The organism is Flavobacterium sp. W22_SRS_FK3 (genome assembly GCF_052113665.1).
Classification (GTDB): domain Bacteria; phylum Bacteroidota; class Bacteroidia; order Flavobacteriales; family Flavobacteriaceae; genus Flavobacterium.
This window is the reverse complement of sequence record NZ_JBGQOF010000010.1, coordinates 61,226-84,240: the sequence shown is the minus strand read 5'-3', so window position 1 is coordinate 84,240 and position 23,015 is coordinate 61,226. Positions and strand designations below refer to the sequence as shown.

Annotated in this window: 23 protein-coding genes and 1 tRNA gene; 11 read left to right on the top strand and 13 right to left on the bottom strand. The window is 32.7% G+C overall.

Annotated features, from left to right (window positions below; genetic code table 11):
• Nucleotides 1–60 precede the first annotated feature (60 nt).
• A complete protein-coding gene (locus ACEN2I_RS11690; protein WP_441766373.1) occupies nt 61–333 on the top strand; it encodes an insulinase family protein in 273 nt (90 codons plus the stop codon).
• Nucleotides 334–1,365: 1,032 nt separating this feature from the next.
• Here the strand turns inward: ACEN2I_RS11690 and ACEN2I_RS11685 are convergent.
• Nucleotides 1,366–1,439: transfer RNA gene (locus ACEN2I_RS11685), tRNA-Met, on the bottom strand.
• A 153-nt stretch (nt 1,440–1,592) separates the two neighbouring features.
• Between ACEN2I_RS11685 and ACEN2I_RS11680 the strand changes: the two genes are divergently transcribed.
• Together ACEN2I_RS11680 and ACEN2I_RS11675 are read left to right on the top strand one after the other, a co-directional pair.
• Entirely contained in the window at nt 1,593–1,985 is a 393-nt protein-coding gene (locus ACEN2I_RS11680; RefSeq protein ID WP_294929927.1) for an START-like domain-containing protein, read from the top strand.
• 54 nt (nt 1,986–2,039) lie between these two features.
• Nucleotides 2,040–2,876: an aminotransferase class IV gene (locus ACEN2I_RS11675; protein WP_441766280.1), complete on the top strand. Its 837-nt coding sequence runs from the start codon at nt 2,040–2,042 to the stop codon at nt 2,874–2,876.
• Here the strand turns inward: ACEN2I_RS11675 and ACEN2I_RS11670 are convergent.
• From ACEN2I_RS11670 to ACEN2I_RS11645, 6 genes are all read right to left on the bottom strand, one after another.
• Nucleotides 2,873–3,433: a YqgE/AlgH family protein gene (locus ACEN2I_RS11670; protein ID WP_441766279.1), complete on the bottom strand. Its 561-nt coding sequence runs from the start codon at nt 3,431–3,433 to the stop codon at nt 2,873–2,875. The genes ACEN2I_RS11675 and ACEN2I_RS11670 overlap by 4 nt on opposite strands.
• A 129-nt stretch (nt 3,434–3,562) precedes the next feature.
• The gene (locus tag ACEN2I_RS11665) at nt 3,563–3,835 is read right to left on the bottom strand and encodes an HU family DNA-binding protein (RefSeq protein ID WP_017498096.1); all 273 of its coding nucleotides are present in this window, start codon (nt 3,833–3,835) and stop codon (nt 3,563–3,565) included.
• Between the two features lie 182 nt (nt 3,836–4,017).
• Nucleotides 4,018–4,965, bottom strand: a complete 948-nt coding sequence (gene fmt / locus ACEN2I_RS11660) for a methionyl-tRNA formyltransferase (RefSeq protein ID WP_441766278.1) — start codon at nt 4,963–4,965, stop codon at nt 4,018–4,020.
• Nucleotides 4,965–6,860 (bottom strand): RecQ family ATP-dependent DNA helicase, encoded by a 1,896-nt coding sequence (locus ACEN2I_RS11655; RefSeq protein ID WP_441766277.1) that lies wholly within the window; start codon nt 6,858–6,860, stop codon nt 4,965–4,967. The genes fmt and ACEN2I_RS11655 overlap by 1 nt, the downstream gene beginning before the upstream one ends.
• 64 nt (nt 6,861–6,924) lie before the next feature.
• Entirely contained in the window at nt 6,925–7,458 is a 534-nt protein-coding gene (locus tag ACEN2I_RS11650; RefSeq protein ID WP_441766276.1) for an AAA family ATPase, read from the bottom strand.
• Between the two features lie 291 nt (nt 7,459–7,749).
• The gene (locus tag ACEN2I_RS11645) at nt 7,750–8,664 is read right to left on the bottom strand and encodes an alpha/beta hydrolase (protein ID WP_441766275.1); all 915 of its coding nucleotides are present in this window, start codon (nt 8,662–8,664) and stop codon (nt 7,750–7,752) included.
• 246 nt (nt 8,665–8,910) lie between these two features.
• Here ACEN2I_RS11645 and ACEN2I_RS11640 point away from each other — a divergent pair, with 246 nt between their 5' ends.
• From ACEN2I_RS11640 to ACEN2I_RS11625, 4 genes are all read left to right on the top strand, one after another.
• Nucleotides 8,911–9,207 (top strand): DUF493 family protein, encoded by a 297-nt coding sequence (locus ACEN2I_RS11640; protein ID WP_441766274.1) that lies wholly within the window; start codon nt 8,911–8,913, stop codon nt 9,205–9,207.
• A 1-nt stretch (nt 9,208) separates the two neighbouring features.
• Nucleotides 9,209–9,922: a DUF4290 domain-containing protein gene (locus ACEN2I_RS11635; protein WP_441766273.1), complete on the top strand. Its 714-nt coding sequence runs from the start codon at nt 9,209–9,211 to the stop codon at nt 9,920–9,922.
• Nucleotides 9,923–10,021: 99 nt separating this feature from the next.
• Nucleotides 10,022–11,335 (top strand): UDP-N-acetylglucosamine 1-carboxyvinyltransferase, encoded by a 1,314-nt coding sequence (murA, locus tag ACEN2I_RS11630; RefSeq protein WP_441766272.1) that lies wholly within the window; start codon nt 10,022–10,024, stop codon nt 11,333–11,335.
• Between the two features lie 15 nt (nt 11,336–11,350).
• On the top strand, nt 11,351–12,226 hold the full coding sequence (locus ACEN2I_RS11625; protein WP_441766271.1) for a cation diffusion facilitator family transporter: 876 nt from the start codon (nt 11,351–11,353) through the stop codon (nt 12,224–12,226).
• 308 nt (nt 12,227–12,534) lie between these two features.
• On the opposite strand, the gene ACEN2I_RS11620 is transcribed toward ACEN2I_RS11625, so the two are convergent.
• From ACEN2I_RS11620 to ACEN2I_RS11610, 3 genes are all read right to left on the bottom strand, one after another.
• Nucleotides 12,535–15,024, bottom strand: a complete 2,490-nt coding sequence (locus tag ACEN2I_RS11620; protein ID WP_441766270.1) for a DUF5686 and carboxypeptidase regulatory-like domain-containing protein — start codon at nt 15,022–15,024, stop codon at nt 12,535–12,537.
• A 70-nt stretch (nt 15,025–15,094) separates the two neighbouring features.
• The gene (aroQ, locus tag ACEN2I_RS11615; RefSeq protein ID WP_441766269.1) at nt 15,095–15,508 is read right to left on the bottom strand and encodes a type II 3-dehydroquinate dehydratase; all 414 of its coding nucleotides are present in this window, start codon (nt 15,506–15,508) and stop codon (nt 15,095–15,097) included.
• A 130-nt stretch (nt 15,509–15,638) separates the two neighbouring features.
• Nucleotides 15,639–16,193 carry a porin family protein gene (locus tag ACEN2I_RS11610; RefSeq protein WP_441766268.1) on the bottom strand — a complete coding sequence of 185 codons (555 nt, stop codon included), beginning with the start codon at nt 16,191–16,193 and terminating at the stop codon, nt 15,639–15,641.
• Between the two features lie 345 nt (nt 16,194–16,538).
• Between ACEN2I_RS11610 and ACEN2I_RS11605 the strand changes: the two genes are divergently transcribed.
• The 4 genes from ACEN2I_RS11605 (at nt 16,539) to ACEN2I_RS11590 (ending at nt 20,488) form a co-directional block, all read left to right on the top strand.
• A complete protein-coding gene (locus ACEN2I_RS11605; protein ID WP_441766267.1) occupies nt 16,539–17,111 on the top strand; it encodes a porin family protein in 573 nt (190 codons plus the stop codon).
• Nucleotides 17,112–17,230: 119 nt separating this feature from the next.
• Nucleotides 17,231–17,851 carry a porin family protein gene (locus tag ACEN2I_RS11600; RefSeq protein WP_441766266.1) on the top strand — a complete coding sequence of 207 codons (621 nt, stop codon included), beginning with the start codon at nt 17,231–17,233 and terminating at the stop codon, nt 17,849–17,851.
• Nucleotides 17,852–17,932: 81 nt separating this feature from the next.
• Nucleotides 17,933–18,829: a site-specific tyrosine recombinase XerD gene (gene xerD, locus ACEN2I_RS11595; protein ID WP_441766265.1), complete on the top strand. Its 897-nt coding sequence runs from the start codon at nt 17,933–17,935 to the stop codon at nt 18,827–18,829.
• A gap of 135 nt (nt 18,830–18,964) precedes the next feature.
• Complete coding sequence (locus ACEN2I_RS11590) at nt 18,965–20,488, top strand: PAS domain-containing sensor histidine kinase (protein WP_441766264.1); 1,524 nt, start codon at nt 18,965–18,967, stop codon at nt 20,486–20,488.
• Between the two features lie 74 nt (nt 20,489–20,562).
• Here ACEN2I_RS11590 and rny read toward each other — a convergent pair whose 3' ends face one another.
• The 3 genes from rny to ACEN2I_RS11575 all read right to left on the bottom strand — a co-directional run bounded on the left by rny (nt 20,563) and on the right by ACEN2I_RS11575 (nt 22,922).
• Complete coding sequence (gene rny, locus ACEN2I_RS11585) at nt 20,563–22,125, bottom strand: ribonuclease Y (protein WP_441766263.1); 1,563 nt, start codon at nt 22,123–22,125, stop codon at nt 20,563–20,565.
• Nucleotides 22,126–22,332: 207 nt separating this feature from the next.
• A complete protein-coding gene (locus tag ACEN2I_RS11580; protein ID WP_441766262.1) occupies nt 22,333–22,626 on the bottom strand; it encodes a cell division protein ZapA in 294 nt (97 codons plus the stop codon).
• A 5-nt stretch (nt 22,627–22,631) separates the two neighbouring features.
• The gene (locus tag ACEN2I_RS11575; RefSeq protein WP_441766261.1) at nt 22,632–22,922 is read right to left on the bottom strand and encodes a hypothetical protein; all 291 of its coding nucleotides are present in this window, start codon (nt 22,920–22,922) and stop codon (nt 22,632–22,634) included.
• Nucleotides 22,923–23,015 lie beyond the last annotated feature (93 nt).

The following is a 23,015-nucleotide window of genomic DNA, read 5'->3' as shown; positions in this document are numbered from 1 at the left end:
GGAAATGTGGTATCGGGAAAACTTAAAAAATGGAATGAAGTATTATGTGCTTCATAATGAATAGTCAAAAGATCGTGTCTGTTTTTATTTCGCTCAAAATGCAGGTGCTATTCTGGAAAACGACGATCAAACGGATCAGCGCATTTTCTGAAGCATATGGCTTTTAATGGTACGAAAAACTTTGAAGGAAAAAGAAATGATCGGTATGCTCGAGAAAAAAGGAACAAAGTGGAACAGAAGATAATTAAACTTTTTCGGCTATTAAAATACCTCAATATCCAGCGGAACGTTATTGTGTTAAAATTCAAAAAAAGAAGGAAATTAGTAAATTGATATTATTTACAAACAACGTGTTAGTAGTGATGAAATTGAATCAATCAAGAAAGTAGTTACTAATAGTTTTTTGGATTGGTAATTTGAGTGGTATGATTTTGTATGATGAAGGATTTATAAATGATGCAATGTATGAAAAACAGTAGCAGAAATTACTCCGGAAGATATTTAAATTTTTGTCCAACATTTTTTTGCCCAGCCTAAAACAATCGAAGTTGTCATGAAGTCTAAAACAGACTAATTTGTCAGACTAAATACTTATGCCATAGTGGTTTTTCATTAAAATTTATTTTTTTTAAAATTTGAGTTAGTACTTGTAGAAATGAAAAATCATTTAAAGCCGTCTCATACTATAATTTGAGGCGGTTTTTATACTTAAGTTATTTAAAAGTATGTTAAGTTTTTTAACGGCTTGTATTAAATCAGATGAAAGCGATTAAAAAAAGAATATGGTATCGTTTTTTATTCGTAATAAAGCTTCTTGACTGTTGAAACAAAAACATCTTAACTTAAATGTATGAATTTACTTCCTATATTTTTTCCTGAAAGAATTGTTTTGACTATAATAATAATGAATGATATGTCAAAAGCATTTTTAGATTATAGAAAAGGAGTTAAAAATGAAAAAAAATGTTATTTGGAATAATTTAATAAAACATATATAAGCTGAATTAATAATGTAATGAATTAATATATGGTACTTTGTTGTCACATTCAACGCATTGATTTCTGGAAAGACATTATATAAACCCAACAATTATGAATTATGACTGCAATTGATAAAGGAGCTTTAGAAATTCAGATTTTTCGTTAATTTCATTCCTCCGATTCATCCCTCCAAAAGTAAAAGCATTCAGATCAAAATTCAGAGGTGTTAGAAATATAGAATACTTCCTTTTTAGACTAACTAATATTTATGCTTAATTTTTACTGCTCCTCAGGTTTTCGTATTGATCCTATATCTGATTAACAGTACTTTATTTGAAAATAAAAAAGGGATAAAGAAAGATTTACCTTCTTTATCCCGTCAAGTAGCGAGGACGGGAGTTGAACCCGTGACCTCAGGGTTATGAATCCTGCGCTCTAACCAACTGAGCTACCTCGCCAAGATTGCAAGTGAATCGAGTTCCTCATTGCGGGTGCAAATATAAAAATTATATTAAAGCTGACAAGCATAAAATGAAGAAAAAAAAATATTTTTAAAAAACCTTTTTTTTTGAACAGATATTCTTATATTTCCAAAAAATTAAATCTGGCACATGGATTCAAAAATACGTTACGAAATCGAGTTTCCGATCAATTCTTCACCGCAATTATTGTATCAATATATATCAACGCCCTCTGGTCTGTCAGAATGGTTTGCAGACAATGTAAATTCAAGAGGTGAATTCTTTACTTTTATTTGGAATGATTCGCAGGAAAAAGCTCGTCTCGCTTCTAAAAAAACAGGAGAAAAAGTAAAATTTAAGTGGGTTGATGATGCAAGTAAAGACACTGAATATTTCTTTGAGCTGCATATATTGGTAGATGAGTTAACCAAAGATGTGTCATTGATGGTAATTGATTTCGCAGAAAAAGAAGAAGTAGGAGAAGCTAAACAATTGTGGGAGAATCAGATCTCAGATCTGAAACATCTTATAGGTTCTGTTTAGTAAAAGTCTATTTTATGCCTTATATTTGCCCTGAACAAAATTCGGGGCTTTTTTATGATCAATTTTAACGGAAACATTGCACAGGAAGAAAATATATTAACTCAAAATCGTGCTTTTTTGTATGGTGATGGTGTTTTTGAGACACTAAAAATAGTTAACAGCAAAATATTGTTTCTTGAGGATCATTATTTCAGGTTAATGGCTTCTATGCGTGTCGTACGTATGGAAATTCCAATGAACTTTACAATGGAATATTTTGAAGGACAGGTTTTAAAATTGGTTAATGAAAAAGGAATTTCGGCTTCAGCCAGAGCCAGAATAACTGTTTTTAGAAATAATGGGGGATTATATTTGCCAAAAACAAATGAAGTCTCTTATTTAATCCATGCTACACCTATAGATAATGCTTCTTATGCTTTAAATAAGGCTAAATATGAAGTAGACTTGTACAAAGACTTCTATGTAGCGAAACAGTTATTATCGTCGATTAAAACAACTAATAAACTAATCAATGTTACCGCAAGTATTTTTGCTCACGAAAATGGTTTGGAAAATTGTATTTTACTGAATGATACAAAGAATGTCGTTGAGGTATTACAAGGGAATTTATTTATGGTTATGGGTAAAAAACTAACTACTCCGCCAGTTTCTGAAGGTTGTTTAAATGGTGTAATGCGAAAACAAATTTTAGCATTGGCAAAAAAAGTCGAAGGCATAGAAGTTTATGAAGAAATAATTTCGCCATTTGATCTTCAAAAAGCAGACGAATTATTTCTAACAAATGTAATCACAGGGATACAGTCGATAACAAAATACCGAAAAAAAGACTTTATAGACAATCTTGCTCATATATTAGTACAAAAGCTAAATGAATCCATTTCTGAAAATTAATTCAGATACGGATTCTCAGGTGCATTTGACCAAATAAGATAATCACCTCCAAGCTCAATAATCTGCTCTTTCCAAAAATGAGTGGTGGATTTTCCGATAATTTTGTTTTTATAACTATTATCGGTTATAATCCAGGAATTTCCCTGCATTTCACTCTCAAGCTGATTTTCATCCCAACCTGTATATCCTAAGAAAAAACGAATATTATTTTTGTGAATAGATCCTTCATTTATTAGGTCTTTAGTCGATTCAAAATCACCTCCCCAATAGATCCCATTAGAAATCTCAACGCTGTTTGGAATTAAATCAGGAATATTGTGAATGAAATAGAGATTATCCTGTTCTACAGGTCCTCCATTGTATATTTTGAAATTTGCATCAATTTCAGGAATTAAGTCACTAATAGTGTATTTTAACGGCTTATTAATGATAAAACCAATTGATCCTTCTTTGTTGTGGTCTGCTAGTAAAATTACCGATCTATTAAAAGATAAATCTCCAATTATAGAAGGCTCGGCAATAAGCAGGTGTCCTTTTTTTAATTTTTCTGAAATCATACGGCTACAATTTTTATTAAATTTAGTAATAAAATATTTAAAAACCCAAATAAAATCGTTAAACCGTACAAAAAAACCCTCTTTTAAGGAGGGTTTTAATTATATTATAAGTTTAGAGAACTTTCTTACTTAGTTCACTGCACCTTCTAATTCAGCACCAGCTTTAAATTTCACTACGTTTTTAGCAGCAATCTGAATAGTTTTTCCTGTTTGAGGGTTTCTACCATCTCTAGCAGCTCTGGCAGATACTGACCAAGATCCGAAACCTACCAATGATACTCTTCCTCCTTTTTTCAAAGTAGCACCTACGTTTCCTAAAAATGATTCTAAAGCTAATTTTGCAGCAGCTTTTGTAATTCCTGCATCAGCAGCGATAGCATCGATTAATTCTGATTTGTTCATAATAATTAGTTATTAATTGTTGGTTAAAAAAAAAATTGTTAATACACAAATTTAATAGGAAATCCGTTCCTTGCAAGTGTTTTCTCTAATTTTAGTAAAAATTGTTAATAACTTGTTTTTTTTGTTCATAAAACAACTCGTTTTATTACTTAAAAGAGTTATAAACCCCTGTTTTATTGACCTTAATAGACTTTTGCGCTTTCAGAAAAAGAGATCCCGTTTAATAATTCTGATGCCTGCATTCTCTTTTTTCCAGGCAATTGCAAGCTTAATAATAGTATAAAACCATTTTGAACTGCAACTTTAATTTCTTTTTTACTGCAAATCAGTTTTCCTATTTCGTATAAATGATGTTCTAAAACCATTTCTGCTTCGTATATTTTGATACTTAATTCTTCATTTTTATCTTTCAAAAAACACCATGAAGCTGGATATGGACTTAAACCGCGAATTAAATTATTGATTTCATCTCTGGGTTTTGACCAGTCGATCTTGCAGTTTTCTTTATTTAATTTATAAGCAGTTTTAATTTCTTCGCTATCTTCCTGAATAGTGGTGGTTACATTTCCGCTTTCAATAACTTTTAAAGTGTCAATAACAGTCCCGCTTCCTAAATGCATTAATCGGTCGTGCAATTGTCCTGCACTTTCTTCCGGTTCAATCGCGATTTCCGAATTTAAGATCATGGCTCCGGTATCAATTTTGTCATCAATAAAGAATGTAGTGACACCTGTTTTGGTTTCTCCATTAATAATCGCCCAGTTAATTGGTGCTGCACCTCGGTAATTTGGTAATAAGGATGCATGAAGGTTAAAAGTTCCTAAACTTGGCATTTCCCAAACTACTTTAGGCAGCATTCTAAAGGCAACTACAATTTGCAAATTGGCATTCAAACCTTTTAATTCTGCTAAAAATGCTTCATCTTTTAAATTCGTTGGCTGTAATAAAGTAAGGTTGTTCGCCAGCGCATATTCTTTTACTGCCGAATATTTTATCTTTTGTCCGCGTCCTGCCGGTTTATCTGCAGCCGTAATTACGCCAACAACATCGTAATTGTTTTGAATAATGGTATCCAAAATGCCGACAGCAAATTCCGGAGTTCCCATGAATATAATTCTCAATTTTTCCATTATAATTTTAAAGTGTATTTATTATTCGCTAATATGGTAATATGATTGTTTTCTAATAATTCCTGAAGCACCGAAACAATATCATTCGCATCCAGTTTTATTTGAGTCTGAATTTCTCGCGAAGTTAAAGCAGCTGATTTTAATAAGTGCAGAATTTTATCAGCAATCGAATCAGCTTCCGTAATTTTTCCTTTCTGGGTAATACAGTAGGAGCAAACGCCGCAGTTCTCAGTTGTTTCTTCTCCAAAATAATCTAAAATCAACCGGTTTTTGCAGGTTTTGTTCTCCTTAATATAATATAGGACAGACATTAGCTGTTCTTTTTTTAATTGATTTTGTTTTTCCAGATATTTCGAAACCCTGTTTATGGTGAGATCATCTTCGCGTACTTCATTAAATAAGATAGTAGCATCGTTATTTTTTGATTTGTATTCAATGATTTCTTTTTCTTTCAGTTTTTCTAAAACAGCCGAAACGTGTTCTTCGGTATGATGTGATTTTTTTGCAATCAGCGAAAGATTAAAAGGCGTTTTCATTTCGTAAATTCCCGGATAGGTTCTTAAAATCGCCAGTATGATTTCTTCATCATTCGGATTTAAACTCATATACCGAATTACTTCTTTCGATTCAATTAAAAACTGCATGGTAATCTTTTCCGAGAATTCCTGAGACATCGTAATGATTCCCTGTTGATTTAAAAACTGCAAAGCATTGTATGTTGTTAAAGTAGGGAAATCGTATTTATGACAAAAATGATTCAGTTTAAAAGAAAAAGAATCATCTAAACCTTCGCCGTATGCAATCTGAAAATAGTTACAAAGTTTTACATACATGGTTTTTAAAAACTTTTTATCAGGCAAAACACTTAAAAACTGCTGTTCTGTCTGGTTGGCATCTGAATTATTAAAAAGTAAAACAGAAAATGCTTTTTCGCCGTTTCGTCCTGCTCTTCCTGATTCCTGATAATAGTTTTCGATATTTTCAGGTAACTGAGTGTGAATAACTGTTTTTACATTGTCTTTGTCAATTCCCATTCCAAAAGCGTTTGTGGCTACAATAACCTGTGCTTGTTCGGACATCCACAATTGCATGTTTTTGTCTTTTTCTTTTGATGAAAGGCCTCCATGATAATAAGTTGCTCTAAATCCTAACGATTGTAATTGCGTTGAGATATTCAGGCACGATTTTCTGTTTCGTACATAAATAATAGAAGGCTGTGGGTTTTTCTTTAAAATTTGTTCAACACGATACAATTTGTCTTCGACTTCAAAAACCATGTAAGCAATGTTTTTTCTTTCAAAAGATTGCTGAAAAAACTTCGGATCTTTCAATCCTGCCTGCGTTTTAATATCCTCAATTACTCTTGGAGTTGCTGTAGCGGTCAAAGCTAAGAACGGAATCTTAGGGAAATATTTTTTAAGTTCTGAAATCTTCAAATAAGCCGGACGAAAATCGTGTCCCCATTGCGAAACGCAATGTGCTTCATCAATTGCAATTAAATTAATAGGGAGATTTTTGATACGTTCCAAAATCCAGTCAGATTGTAAACGCTCGGGAGAAAGATAAAGGAATTTATAATTTCCATATTGACAATTGTCAAGAAGTTCAATGATTTCCTCTGTGTGAATTCCGCCGGTAAGGGCAATAGCTTTAATGTTTCGTTTTTGCAGATTTGTCACCTGATCTTTCATTAAGGCAATCAACGGTGAAATAACCAAACAAATTCCTTCCTGCATCATCGCCGGAACCTGAAAACAAATCGATTTTCCACCACCAGTTGGGAGTAGTGCAAAAGTATCATGACCCTCCAAAACAGAATCAATAATATCTTTTTGTAATGGCCTAAAACTGTCGTGTTTCCAGTATTTTAAAAGAATTTCCTGTGCTTCTGGCATGGGTCTGTTTTTAAAGTTAAAAATTTAGAAATCAGTTTCTAGTTTTGCAACTTTAACCCAATGCCTAAATTTTATCTAAGATATAAAGAATTCTGTTTTCAACTGTATCTTTTGGTACTTCAATTAAGTTGTAACCGTATTTTTTGTAGGTTTCAATAAGATGCTTCTGAATCATTTTGGCCTGTTCAAAATTCTCATAACGTTCTGTATCACTTTCGTAAATCTCTTCCCAGGGCGGTAAAATAAAAGTTTTAGAATATTTAAAATCTTCGCAGGCTTTTGTAAAATGCGCCGGATATTCATCGCCAATATAATCCATATAAGCTACAACATCAGGGATTCCGCGGTCTATAAAAACTATATTGTCAGGTTCTTGGAGAGCATTTTCAAATTGTTTAATGCGTCCTTCCAGTAACATTTCACTAAACAATAAGGGCTGTTCTAAAAATAATTGATCGATGCCGCGTTGTTGTGCTTCGAGGGTCACTTGTCTTGAAATTTCAGGGTAACAGCAATACCCACGAGCGACTAATTCGTTTAAAAGAGTAGATTTTCCCGTTCCCGGTCCACCAATGATAACTATGATTTCTTTTTGCACTTTCGTAAAATAAAGCGCAAATTTACCTAAAGTTATTGGTATTTAAAAAGAATATTTATCAGAAGCGAATGATTTCGCAATTTGGAAGTATCGCTTCCTGCTTTCGGCTTTATCTTTTATGGCGAACTCCGCCATAATAAGGATAACGACTCAATCAGGGCTAAGAAGGAAATATGGTTTTGTTTTTGGGAAGATTTAAATATTTTGCGCGCCTGCAAGGTTTTCAAAACTTTGGTATATAACAGAACTAGGAAATCTAATCGAATTAATTCCATATTGAAAATAAAAAATTTACTCGCAAAACAAATACTTCCCTGAATTCTTACCTTTCTTCTCCGATGGAATAGTAATATGAGATTCAAATTTCTTTCCTTTCAAAACATCATTTACAAAATCAAGAATATATTGCTGTCCCTGGTGAAAAAGATAACCGGAGAATTCATGCCCGCCACTGCAAAACGTAATCAGTTCAATATCTTTATGTAAATTAAGCATATGATTGTAAACGGCATAAGCCCCAAACAAAATAAGCCAGCCAGATGCATTTGTAGGGCAGGAGTGATGCGAACCTGTTCCGTAAGGTACGGTGTTGTCATTACTTCCATGCGACAATAACATCGGAATCGTATTTTCTTTGGTAATTAAATTAAGATCCATAATGGCACCCGAACCTCCAATTAAACCTTTGTATTTAAAGTTTTCAGGAAGGTTATTTTTGTACAAATTCATCAAATTATAATCCCAAAAAGAAGCGTGAAAACCAATTTCAGCACCCGCGCTAATTCCGGAGATAAAGATTTTTGAAGTATCAAGATTATATTTATTCGCATTTTCGATCAAAAATGAAGTAGCCTGCCACATATCACTCACACCAATCTGAATCGCTTTTATCTTTTCACTTAAGTTGCCTTTGCATCCAAAATTTTTTCCTCTCATATATAAACTGTACGAAATGCTCGCAACTGCATAACCGTTTTTTGCCATAAATATTCCAAATTCTTTTTCGCTCGTGCGCTCTCCGCCTGAAAATCCCCCTCCAAAAGCAAAAAGTATTAACGGGATTTTTTCGTTCATTTTCTTTTGAGGCAAATACAAATCAAGATCCAGTTTGATGGTGTCATTCTGAAAATAAGTCATCGTTTTTATTTCCTGACCTTGGATATTATTAAATAGAAGCGTGATAAAAAGTAAAAGAATTTTTTTCATTGTAATGTTTTTGAATTTCAAAAAAGTCGAAAAGTCAAATGTAAAAAAACCTTTCTGACTTTATGTTTTGTTATTAAATTTCTAAACCTATGTTTTCAAATGTAACTGTAAATTTTTCAAAGAAATAAGGTAGTAAAGTTTTTTTCTTTGCACCTTTGCCACTCTGTAACTTTGGATCTTTTTACAAAGAAAAAAATCAGAAATCAGAAATCAAAACCGTATATTTGCCTTTATTTTTAATTACGAATGGAAAACGATAAAGAAAAAAGCACCGCAGAATTTTACGAAAGACTAAAGGTTGAGTTAGATAACTCAAACACTTGGCCAGCAGAATATTTGTATAAATTTATAGTCCCTTCGGTTGATGATAATGTTGATCGAGTTGAAAAGGCTTTTGACAGAATGGGCGCGGTTATCAAAACAACAAAATCTAAAACAGGTAAATTTACCAGTGTTTCTATTGATGTAACAATGAATAGTGCTGATGAGGTAATTAGCAAATACAAAGAAGTTTCTACAATAGAAGGTATAGTTTCATTATAACATGGTCGAAAAATATAAAAAAGAAGTCGCAAATGATGTTGTTTTTAACTTAGAATATAATTCTGAAAGACAACGTTTACTTATTCCGGAATATGGTCGTCATTTGCAAAAACTGATAGATCAGGCTACTAGTATTGAAGATGCTGAAACGCGTAACAAAGCTGCAAAATACATTATTCAGGTTATGGGAAGTCTGAATCCGCATTTGCGTGATGTACCGGATTTTCAGCATAAATTATGGGATCAGCTTTTTATTATGTCTGATTTTAAATTAGATGTAGAATCTCCATATCCAATTCCGTCACGTGATGTATTGCAGTTAAAGCCGGACGTTTTACAATATCCGCAAAATTTTCCGAAATACAGATTTTACGGTAACAACATCAAATATATGATAGATGTTGCCAATAAATGGGAAGATGGTGAAATGAAAAATGCATTGGTATTGGTTATCGCCAATCACATGAAAAAATCATACTTGAGCTGGAACAAAGACACGGTAAAGGACGATGTTATTTTCGAGCATTTATTTGAATTGTCAGGCGGAAAAATCAATTTGTTACAAAGCTCAGAAGAGCTTCTAAACACAACCGATTTATTACGTACCAACAAACGTATGTCTAATAAAATTACACCTCCGGGTCAGCCAAAAATTCAAGGTAACAAAAACAATAAAGGGCCGGGAAAACCAAAACCTTTTCAAAAAAAACAATAATCAGAAATAAAAGGTACTAAGATACTAAGATACTTAGCTATTAAGAAGTTTAGCTCAGAACGTTAGAACTTTAGAACCTCAGAATCGTAAAAAAAGAATATGGGAGTATTTAAAATCGAAGGAGGAATTCCTTTAAAAGGAGAAATTACTCCGCAAGGAGCAAAAAATGAAGCATTACAAATTTTATGTGCCGTACTTCTTACGGAAGATAAAGTAACAATTAATAATATTCCCGATATTATAGACATTAATAAATTAATCACTTTGTTGGGTAATTTAGGAGTTAAAATTCAACGCAATGAACCGGGTTCGATTACGTTTCAGGCCGATGAGGTAAATGTTGGGTACTTAGAAACTGAGGCTTTCAAAAAAGAAGGTGGAGCGCTTCGTGGTTCTATTATGATTGTTGGACCGCTTTTGGCCCGTTTCGGTAAAGGATATATTCCAAAACCGGGGGGAGACAAAATTGGACGTCGTAGATTAGATACACACTTTGAAGGTTTTATTAACCTTGGAGCAAAATTTAGATATAACAGGGAAGATCACTTTTATGGAGTAGAAACTCCAGCAGAAGGATTACAAGGTACAGATATGTTACTTGACGAGGCATCTGTAACCGGAACAGCTAATATTGTTATGGCAGCTGTTCTAGCAAAAGGAAGAACTACTGTTTACAATGCTGCTTGCGAACCCTATTTACAGCAATTATGCAAAATGCTGAACTCTATGGGGGCTAAAATTACCGGAGTTGGTTCAAACTTATTGACTATCGAAGGTGTTGAAAGTCTAAGCGGATGTGAGCACAGAATTCTTCCGGACATGATTGAAATTGGCTCGTGGATTGGTCTTGCGGCGATGACCAAAAGCGAAATCACGATCAAAAATGTAAGCTGGGAGAACTTAGGTTTAATTCCAAACACATTTAGAAAACTGGGGATTACAATTGAAAAACGTGGTGACGATATCTATATTCCTGCTCACACAAACGGGTACGAAGTAAAAACAGATATCGATGGATCTATTTTAACAATTGCCGATGCACCTTGGCCAGGATTTACGCCTGACTTGTTGAGTATCGTTTTGGTTGTGGCAACACAGGCAAAAGGGGATGTTTTAATTCATCAAAAAATGTTCGAAAGCCGTTTGTTTTTTGTGGACAAACTAATCGATATGGGAGCTAAAATTATGTTATGTGACCCACACAGAGCAGTGGTTATGGGACATAATTTCGAATCTCAACTAAAAGCAACAACAATGTCATCTCCGGATATTCGTGCCGGAATTTCATTATTAATTGCTGCACTTTCTGCAAAAGGCACAAGTACAATTCAAAATATCGAACAAATTGATCGTGGGTACGAACGTATCGATGAACGTTTAAGAGCAATTGGTGCTAAAATTGTGCGTGAGTAGATAAAAAAGTCTCTAATGACAAATGAACAAAAAGCTATAAAAGCTACATATTTTAGTATAGCTGGAAACACCTGCTTAGCCGTTATAAAAGGTTTGGCAGGTTTTTTTGGCAATTCTTACGCCTTGATTGCTGATGCGATTGAGTCGACTACGGATATATTTTCGTCTTGTTTGGTGCTGTTTGGAATCAAATATTCGAATAAACCGGCAGATGAAAATCATCCATACGGACATGGGCGAGCCGAACCTTTAGTTACTTTTTTGGTTGTGGGTTTTTTAATTACCTCGGCCACAATTATTGGATATAAAAGTATTTCCAATATTAATACGTCACACGATTTGCCAAAATCATGGACTCTCTATGTTTTAGGTGCAATTATTATCTGGAAGGAGTATTCGTATCGATTGATGATGAAACGAAGTAAACAAACCAATAGTTCCGCATTAGAAGCTGATGCCTGGCACCATAGAAGTGATGCCATTACCTCGGTAGCAGCGTTTATCGGAATTTCGATTGCGTTGTTTATGGGAAAAGGCTATGAATCAGCAGATGATTGGGCGGCACTTTTTGCTGCTTTTTTTATCTTATACAACAGCTATAAAATTTTCAGACCAGCACTTGGCGAAATAATGGATGAACACTTAAATGATGATCTGGTTGAAGAAATAAGGGTAAAAGCTTTAACGGTAAAAGGCATTTTAGGAACCGAAAAATGTTTCATACGTAAAACAGGTATGCGTTATCACGTTGATCTACATGCAATAGTGTCAGCAAAAATTTCTGTAAAAGAAGGACATGAATTGTCGCATAAACTGCAAGATACTTTAAAAGAAAAGATACCTCAATTAGGCAATGTTTTGATTCATATTGAACCAGATGATTATCATTGAGAAAAAAGATTCTGAAATACTAAGATTAAGTCTTCTTCATTGATATAAAAAACAAAATCCGTTTATTCTTTAATGAGTAAACGGGTTTTTTATTCAGGCGTTACCTCCGGTCGGGCTGTTCACTATATCTTTTTATTTTTAAAGAAAAAATAAAAAGGATATCGCTTCCATCCCTAACGCACTCTAAGGTAAGTTGGGGTTTTGGTTTAAAATATTCTATTAGGTTTTGTCAGTTCTAGCAGAGTCTAGGACCTACAAGGTATTTCGACTTAGTAACTCAGAACCTTAGTAGCTTAGTAACTTTTTTTTTAATCCAACACATTCAAAATCTTCAAACCAAACACAACACCATTCTGCTGAATTTCGCCTTGGTAAGAATGAACGTAATCAACTCTAAACAATTTAAATTTTCCAAAACCTAAATTGTCCAGACCAACTGTAAACTCAGAATACGGTTTTCTGTCGGGAATTGCCAATGAGTGAAATCCAATATTCATAGTTGATTTTAGTAAATTCAACAACGGAATCTTATTCATGATAAATCCGGTATCATTGTGTTCTAGGTGCATTTCCAAATAACTGTCATTGGTGCTGTTTTCATAATACGGCATCAAATTAAAAACATTCAAATAGCGTTCACTGGTTCCAATATGCGTTTGGTTTCCATTGAAATGTCTGTAATCTATAAAGGAGATATTTTCAGCATTAAAGTACTTTCCGGCTCTGAAATTCATTCCCAAAAGACCTTTGTTTCCTAATGATAAATCGTATTGTACAGAAGCTCCTATTCTTTCAAATTCATATTTTTTTTCGCTGGCAGCAAAGGCTTTTTCAAAGGCTAAAAAGACAGTTGGGTATTTTGCATTTTTAATATTATATCTCCCGTCCGGTCTCGAAATGTATTTATTTCCGAAATTAATTCTCGCATTCAAAGCCGTTTTAAATAAATGATGACGATCAAATGCCGCAGTAACAAAATCATCAGGCCTCAACGGATTGTTGGATGAATAAATATCATCCTTTTTAAAAAAAGAATAATCTGTGGTGTTAAAAAGAGGTTTTCTTTGCTCGTAGGCTATTTTGGCATTCAAATTAATTCCGTTTGCAATATCCTGGCCGTAGTTGATTTGAGCAAATTCTAAATTATACAGCTTCATATAATTGTCTTTAAAAAACAATGAGCTTATAGAATTGATCAATTTACTTATAGGTTCAGCATTATTAAATTGTGCCAATTTTGTACCTCCCGATCCCCAAATTGCGGCGTAATTTAGATTATTAAATCGATGATTGAATTCCCCAATAACACGAAAACGATAATCTGAAAAGCCATAATTAAATGTTGTACTAACAAAAGTACTTTTTCCTTTGTCTTCATTCCATTTTCTAAATGAGAATCCCGAATCAAAATTAAATCCCTGTACAGTATTGAACCTTAAAGAAGTTAGATTCAGTAAGCCTTTATAATCAAATGAATGTTTTTTGAATGTATTTTTGTAATCGTATCCCATTAAAATATCCCAAACTTTAAATTTGTTGTTTTTGGCATCGATTGAATCGGTATATTTTCGGGATTTTCTGATGGTTAGCAAACTGTCTTTTTTGGTATAATCAGTGCTTTCTTCAATCGTTAGCGGAATTGGACGTATTTGATTCCAAAAAGCATTGTCTTTTTTATTAGCATTGGCTTCAAAAGCTACAATTTCATTTCCAAAAGTTTTCTTTTCAAATGAATCCGGAAACTCATAATTCGAATAAATGTAATTGAAATTTCCCGAGAATTTCACACCAAAAATGCCGGCATTAAAAGAAAGAGTCTGTGCGTTTTTAGACCAGATTTTATTTTTTGAATTATAGCTGAAGCTCTGTTTTAAAGTCATGATTTCAGTAAATTCATTTTTCATTCGGTAACCTTTAATGTCTAAATCTATAGCATAAATAGCAAAACTATCATCAACAATATAAATATAGCCTTCAAAAACGGGTTCTTTGTCACGCTTTGGTATTACTTTGATTTTAAAAATTTGGTGATTCTTGTCGTCATAGAAAGTTCCTTCGAGTTTGTATTTGTAGTAATTAAACGCATTATCGGCAATAGGAGAGATGAGCCTTACATCGAAGTCTAAAGTATTCTCATAAAAATCATAAGTCGATAATGCGGCGGTATTATAGCTATAACCTCTGTTGTTTCCTGAAATTTTAGAAGCAATGATTTTCTCTTTTAATTTATCAGGTTTTTCAAAAGTGATTTTAGAAATAGTTTCTGATAAATATAAAATTCCGGTTCCGGTTGAATCTAAATTAGACGACATATCTTCGCCTAAATCTACTTTTTGCCCAAGAATTTTTTTAGGGAGATCTTTGACTTTAAACATCCCTTTTGAATAAAAATCGGCAGTATAGCGGGCAGTCTTTTCTGAGTTTTCCTTTTTGTTTGCAATGGCATTTTTTATGATAGCATTTGCAGGATTGTTTTTTTGATCAATGATAACTTCGTTCAAAGCAAAACTTTCTTCCAGCATTTTTACATCCAGAATAACTGCTTTTGATTCTGATGAAAGGGTGATTTTTTGGGTCTTAAAGCCTAAGTACTGAAAGATAATTTTGTTCTTACCAACTTCTTTTACATTGAGCTGGTAATTTCCCTGTTCGTTTGAAGTTGTACTTGAATATGTATTTTCTTCAAGTATAGAAACAAATGGTAAGGGAGTACCTTTTTCATCTGTTATGGTTCCTTTAATTTGAGCAAAGTTGGAAAACGAAAAAAATAAAAAGGTAAATAAGGTATAGTTTCTCATGAAAGTTTTTTCTCTCACAAAAATAAAATAACTATAAAGCGTGGTTATTAATAATTTGTTAAATAACAGATTATAAGAATGACTGAATCGCCAATTCATAACTTTTTAGTCCAAAACCTAAAATAACACCTTTTGCATTTCCGGATAAATACGATTGATGTCTGAAACTTTCACGCGCATAAGTGTTAGAAATATGCACCTCAATAACAGGGGTGGTTACAGCTTTAATAGCATCGCCAAGACCAATTGATGTGTGTGTGTAAGCTCCTGCATTTAAAATGATTCCATCAAATGTAAAACCAACTTCCTGAATTTTTCCAATCAATTCGCCTTCAATATTGCTTTGGTAGTAGGAAAGTTCAAGGTCTGGAAATTTGTGTTCCAATATTTCAAAATAATCTTCAAAAGTCTGGCTTCCGTAAACTTCAGGTTCTCTTTTTCCTAAAAGATTCAAATTCGGCCCGTTGATTATAGCGATTTTCATAAGTAATTTAAAGTTTATTAAAAGTGATTTGAATCCATTTATATTTCACAGAAACATTTCACAAGAATGTAAAAATAAAAAAACCGTTCTAATTAAGAGAACGGTTTTTATAAAAGTATGTGATATTATTTTAGAACATAAATCCGGCAGATAATTGTATCGTTGAATTTTTAACATCCGCATCTTTTGAAGCATCTGTTAATCCTAAGCCATAACGCCCCTGAATAAAAAAGTTTTCTGTAATCTTAAATCCTAATCCGGCATTAAGACCGAATTCGAAAGTTTCTGGCTCTTCAAAATCTACATCATCCTTTTGATTTAACAAAAAGGAAGCTTGCGGCCCAACTTCAAGGCTGAAGGAGTCGGTTAAGTAAAATTTAGCCATTACAGGTATAGACAAATAGCCTAATTCATTTTTAAACTCCTGCACCGCATTTTTGTATGTAGCACCCTGAGTTGAATATAAAAGTTCAGGTTGAATAGCAAATTTGTCCAATAACTTAATTTCTGCTACTAAACCCGCATGGTAGCTAGTAATACCTTCCTTGTCAACGTTTGGAGCATCAAAAGCATCTCCCGTTTGGTTAGCAAAGTTAACCCCGGCTTTTACCCCGATTTTTAATAATTGTGCGTGAACTGACGCAGATGCTACAAGGAGCATAGCCGCTAAAAGTATCTTTTTCATAATGTTAATTTTAAGATTTGATTAATACAAAATAATAGAATTAAAAACTCTGTCTTTTTATATTTATTGTATTGGAAGTTTCAAGATTACCATTTGTTCTAAATTAACAGGAAATTGTTTTAAATTACAGTATTAAGAAAGAATTTTACTATTAATTATAAATTTATACTACTAACGGTTTTTAGTGATTTTTAAAAATGTAATCGTTTGATATTTAGTTTTTTGTTAATTTTAACAAGATTTTTATAACACCTCTTAACGATTATTTTAAAATATAATTTGGTTTGTTAATGTTAATTGATATAGATTTGCCCTACTAAATAATCTATTAATTTTATAAAAAAAATGAAAAAAATTACATTATCTATTATTGCTGTTTTAGCATTTGGATTCACAAATGCACAAGGTGTTAAATTTGGAGTAAAAGCAGGTGTTAACTTCGCTAATGTTGGTGGTGATGCTGAAGATACTAAAACTTTAGTAGGATTTCAAGTAGGTGGTTTTGCTGAAATTAAACTTACTGAAAAATTTGCTATTCAGCCAGAGCTTTTATATTCTGCTCAAGGAGCAAAAAATGAAGACTCCTTTGGTGGTGAAACATATAAATATGACACAAAATTGGATTATTTAAATGTTCCAGTTATGGCTAAGTATTTTATTACTGAAGCATTTAGCGTTGAGGCTGGTCCTCAAATAGGTTTCTTATTATCAGCTAAAGAAGATGGTGAAGATTTTAAGGATTATGCAAAATCAATTGATTTTGGTTTGAATTTTGGAGCAGGTTATGATTTTACTGAAAATTTATCAGCAGGAGTTCGTTATAATTTAGGTCTGTCAAATATCAATGATGGAGAAGGTTCTGATGACTACAAAGTTAATAACAGTGTTTTCTCTTTATCTGTTGGATATAAATTCTAATATTTTCTTTTGGAATATATTTTATAAAACCTTCCTTAATCAGGAAGGTTTTTTTAGTTCAATAATTAATCAATTTGATTTAAATGACATATCTGAGAATCAATTTATAAATCAATAAAATGAAAAAAAATATTTTAGTTGTTGCAGTAGTTTTGGTGTTTGGATTGTCAAATGCACAAACCGCTAAATTTGGTATAAAAGGTGGAATGAATATCTCTAATTGGGTAGGTGATACAGAAGGACTGGATGTTAAATCGAAAATAGGATTTAATATTGGTGGTTTTGCTGAAATCAAATTATCGGATAAGTTTTCGATACAGCCAGAGCTTTTATATTCTGCTCAGGGTATGAAAGTAGATAATTTTGAGGTAGAATTAGGAGATGGGTTTTATTCAACAGATGTGAAGTTTAACTTAGCATATTTAAATGTACCTGTAATGTTTAAATATTATGCTGCAGAAAAATTTAATCTTGAGGCAGGACCACAGGTTGGATTTTTAACATCAGCAAAGCTGAACGTAAAAGTTGATGGATACGGGAGTTCTGATCAGGATGTTAAAGATAACTTTGAATCCGTTGATTTTGGTTTGAACTTTGGAGCCGGATATGATTTTACAGAACATTTTTTTGCTAATGTGAGATACAATTTAGGTTTGTCTAACATTGCAAAAACAGAAGGAGGAGAAGATGCAACAATTAATAATAGTGTTTTCTCATTGAATGTTGGATATAAATTCTAATCATTGAATAAAAATATTTATTAAAACCTTCCCTAATCCGGAAGGTTTTTTTTATACTCAAAATATGTTTACTTTGTAAGTATGAAATGGAATACCTATATAAAAGATTATCAGTCGTATTTGCGTATTGAACGAGGTTTGTCAAAAAATACAATTGAAAATTATGGTTTCGATATTGAACGATTGTGTCTGTTTTTAGAAACCAATCAAATAGATATTTCTCCCATAAAAATAGCAGATGAAACGGTTCAGCAATTCATTTATTCGGTTTCAAAAGAAGTCAATCCTCGCTCACAGGCTCGAATTATTTCAGGTTTAAAAAGTTTCTTTAATTATTTAGTTTTCGAAGATTACCGTACAGATAACCCACTGGAATTAATTGAAACTCCTAAAACAGGTCGTAAATTGCCAGATACATTATCTGTCGAAGAAATTGATAGTTTGATTGCGGCTATAGATTTAAGTTCAAACGAAGGAGAAAGAAACAGGGCGATGCTGGAAACTTTGTATGGTTGCGGACTTCGTGTATCGGAATTGGTATCCTTAAAAATTTCAGATTTGTTTTTTGAAGAAGGTTTTATAAAAATTACCGGAAAAGGCAATAAAGAGCGTTTTGTTCCTATTGGTAATTTGACCCAAAAATATATTACCATTTATCAGAAAGAAGTTCGGGTTCACTTAAAAATAAAAAAAGGATATGAAGATACTTTGTTCTTAAACCGAAGAGGAAATCAGCTTACACGCTCCATGATTTTTACTATCATTAAAGATTTGGCGGTAAAAATAGAGCTAAATAAAAATATTAGTCCGCATACTTTAAGGCATTCTTTTGCTACGCATTTATTAGAAAACGGTGCCGATTTACGTTCAATTCAACTCATGCTTGGGCATGAATCAATAACTACTACTGAAATCTATGTGCATTTAGACAGAAGTTTCTTAAAAGAGGTAATGCACACTTTTCATCCCCGAAGATAATTTTTTTTAGAAAAATTAGTTATTAACAGTAACTTTCTTGGAAAAATAATACCTTGTAGTGGAAATTAATTCCCTTTAAAAGAAGGTTTTAAGTCCTGATGTTTTAATTAATTTGCTTAACCTACAGAAGTGATTATGGTTTTTGATTTGTATGAAAATGAAGATTGTAATAATGTAAATGATTTTTATAAAAAATTGTTTGCAGAAATTCCTGATTTGATTTTTCAGTTTGTGATTGATGTTGATAATAATTATTCATTTCCATTATTTAGTAAATCAATTGAAGAACTTTTTGAGTTAAATTCAAATGATGTCCCAAATGATATAAAGTCTGCAATTGCTGAAAGAATCCACCCTTCAGATTATAAATTATTCATACAGTCATTTTTAAAAGCTAAAACAGAAATTTCCAGATGGGAGGTTGAATTTAGGGGGATTTTGCCTGAAAAAGGGTTAAGGTGGTTTAAAGTTTCATCTAAATCTGAGTTGTGTGCTGATGGTAAAGTGAACTTTTATGGACATCTTTCGGATATTACAGATTTAAAGGATAAAGAGTTGAAGCTGCTTATTTCTGAAGAACGATTTCAGTTTGCTTTAGAAGCTTCTACTACCGGTATTTGGGATTGGAACATGCTTACCAATAAAGTCTTTTATTCTTCCTTGTCCTTGAGAATTTTAGAGGTTGAATCAGCTGATGTATTTGATGATCCTGAACGCTGGGATCAAATTGTTCATCCTGAAGATTTGCCTAAATATTATTCAGATATACAGGAACATTTTGATAATAAGATTCCTTATTATGAAAATTATCATCGGGTAATGACCTCCAGTGGAAATTATAAATGGATTTTAGACAGAGGGAAAGTGATTGTACGTGATGAAAACGGAAAGCCTTTGAGGGTAATTGGAACTCACACAGATATTTCGGCACAAAAAGAAAAAGAATTAGAGCTAGTAAAAACGATGAATTTATATAGTGAGCAAAATAGCCGATTGCTGAATTTTTCTCATATTGTTTCGCATAATTTAAGCACACAGGCAGGTAATATTAAAGCGATATTAGATTTTATTGATATTGATGAAAAAAAAGAAACAATTATAGAGATGTTAATGCATCTCAGAACAGTTTCTAATGATTTGAATGATACTATTTTGAATTTAAATCAAATTGTTCAGATTCAGGGCAATATAAATATAATAGTCAAACCATTGAGTTTGTTTGGATACATTAATAAAACGATTTCAACTATCAAAGATTTTAATTCAGAGACAAAGGCAAATATCATAAATAATGTACCGGAGTATGTAACAGTAAATTTTAATCCGGCTTATCTTGAAAGTGTCTTGTTGAATTTTGTAACAAATGCAATAAGATATGCGCATCCGAAGAGAAGTCCGGTAGTAGTTTTTGATTATGTTATTGAAAAAGACGGTGCTAAGGCACTAAAAATTAAAGACAATGGCCTGGGTATTGATTTAGAAAAATATGGAAACTTGTTGTTCGGAATGTATAAAACCTTTCATAAACATAAAGATGCAAGAGGGATTGGTTTGTATATTACCAGGAATCAGATAGAGGCCATGAATGGAAAAGTTTTTGTTGAAAGCGAAGTTGGAGTAGGAACAATCTTTAAAATTGTTTTTAGCGATGAATTATAATTTGTTTTAGTGAAATAAAAAAAAACTTCTCATTGGTGAGAAGTTTTTTTATGGAATTATATTTTTTAGAGAATTTATTTGGCAATATTTACGGCTCTGGTTTCGCGAATAACCGTCACTTTTACCTGACCTGGATAAGTCATTTCAGTTTGAATTTTTTGTGAAATCTCGAAAGATAAATTAGCAGCATTATCATCAGATACTTTTTCGCTTTCTACAATTACTCGAAGTTCTCTACCTGCCTGAATTGCATACGCATTTTTAACTCCGCTGAATCCGTAAGCAACTTCTTCAAGATCTTTCAAACGTTGAATATAGGAATCCAAAACCTGGCGTCTAGCACCTGGTCTTGCCCCAGAAATAGCATCACAAACCTGAATTATCGGAGATAATAATGATTTCATCTCAATCTCATCGTGGTGAGCTCCAATTGCGTTGCAAACCTCTTCTTTTTCACCATATTTCTCAGCCCATTGCATACCTAATAGTGCATGTGGTAAATCACTTTCAGTATCTGGAACTTTACCAATATCATGAAGTAAACCTGCTCTTTTGGCTAGTTTTACGTTTAAGCCTAATTCAGCAGCCATAATACCACAAAGTTTAGAGACTTCTCTAGAGTGCTGTAATAAGTTTTGTCCGTACGATGAACGGTATTTCATTCTGCCAACTACTTTTATCAATTCTGGATGTAAACCATGAATTCCTAAGTCAATAACAGTGCGTTTACCAACTTCAATAATTTCGTCGTCAATTTGCTTAGCGGTTTTAGCTACAACTTCTTCAATTCTGGCTGGGTGAATACGTCCGTCGGTTACTAATTTGTGTAATGACAATCGGGCAATTTCTCTACGAACTGGATCAAAACAAGAAAGGATGATAGCTTCTGGTGTATCATCAACAATGATTTCTACTCCTGTTGCAGCTTCAAGAGCTCTAATGTTACGTCCTTCACGACCAATAATTCTACCTTTTACATCATCTGATTCAATGTTGAAAACAGAAACGCAATTTTCTACTGCTTCTTCAGTTCCAACTCTCTGAATGGTGTTGATAATAATTTTTTTAGCTTCTTGCTGCGCTGTAAGTTTGGCCTCTTCAATAGTGTCCTGAATATGAGACATCGCTTTGCTCTTAGCTTCAGCTTTTAAGCCTTCTACTAATTGCTCTTTTGCCTCTTCAGCAGAAAGTCCTGAGATTACCTCTAATTGCTGTAATTGACTTTTATGTAGTTTATCAACCTCAGATTGTTTTCTGTCTAAAAGTTCAATTTTATTATTGTATTCAAGGGTTTTAGCTTCATAATCATCATTTACTTTTTTAGCTTTTGAAAGCTCATTTGAAATTTGTGATTCTTTATCGCGAACTCTTTTTTCGACTTCGGCCACTTTTTTATCTCTGGATAAAATTACCTGTTCATGTTCTGATTTTAATTCAATAAATTTCTCTTTAGCCTGAAGAATTTTATCTTTTTTAATGTTTTCCGCCTCTAAATTAGCATCCTTTAATATTGAAGCGGCTTCCTTTTTAGCGTTTTTTATTAAATTAGAAATATTGCTTTTTTCGATAATTTTAGCAATTGCAAAACCTGCTGCAATTCCTACAATACCTGAAATAATGATCGTTATGATGTCCATGTTTGTTAAAATTTATATATAAAAAAGCCTACATTAATTGCTTGAATAAACTCGTAAAGACAAGTTTTGAGCTAACTCACTGTTCAAGTTTCCAAGCCGAGGCATGGCATACTATAGTAGCGACGATTTGCTCATTCTAATTTGTTAGTGTTGAGTTTACCAATTGTGAACTAATGTAGGCAGTATCTTAGTTTATGTAAAGAACGTTTAATTTTCGAGATATTGATCTAATAGCGAATTTAATCTTTTAATCCTTTCGATGGTTTCCTCGCCATCGATAGCGTTATCAATCTGTTTTTGCTCTACTTGTGATGCAAACTGCAGGGCACACATGGCTAACACATCTTGTTTGTCGCGAACCGCGTAACTTTCTTCGAATTGCTTAATCATAGCATCAATTTTTTTAGAAGCACTTCTAAGTCCTTCTTCCTGAGCGGGTTCCACCGTTAACGGGTAAACGCGATCTGCAATTGATATTTTAATTTTAAGCTTTCCGTCCATATTTTCTAATCTGATAGTTGTGCAATACAGTAATCAATTTCGCGAATTAATGAATTTATTTTAAGCTTTGTCTCTCTCTTGTTATTGTCGCTGCCGAGCAACGAATTGGCTATTTTAAGTGTTTCATATTGCTTCTTCAAAGCTTCAATTTCTTCAGATTGTTTCTGGATGATTTGCACAGCTTTGTTTAGTTCTAATCGTAAATCCTGATTGTTTTTTTCTAAAGCTTTTGATTTTGAAAAAAGCTTTTCGACTTTATATTCAAGAGTATCAATTATTTCGGCAATTACACTCATTATAAATCCTATTCATTACTTAATCATACAAAGTTAGTATTCCTTTTTATTAATGCAATTTTTTATCGATTTTTTTGCATTAAAAATAGACAA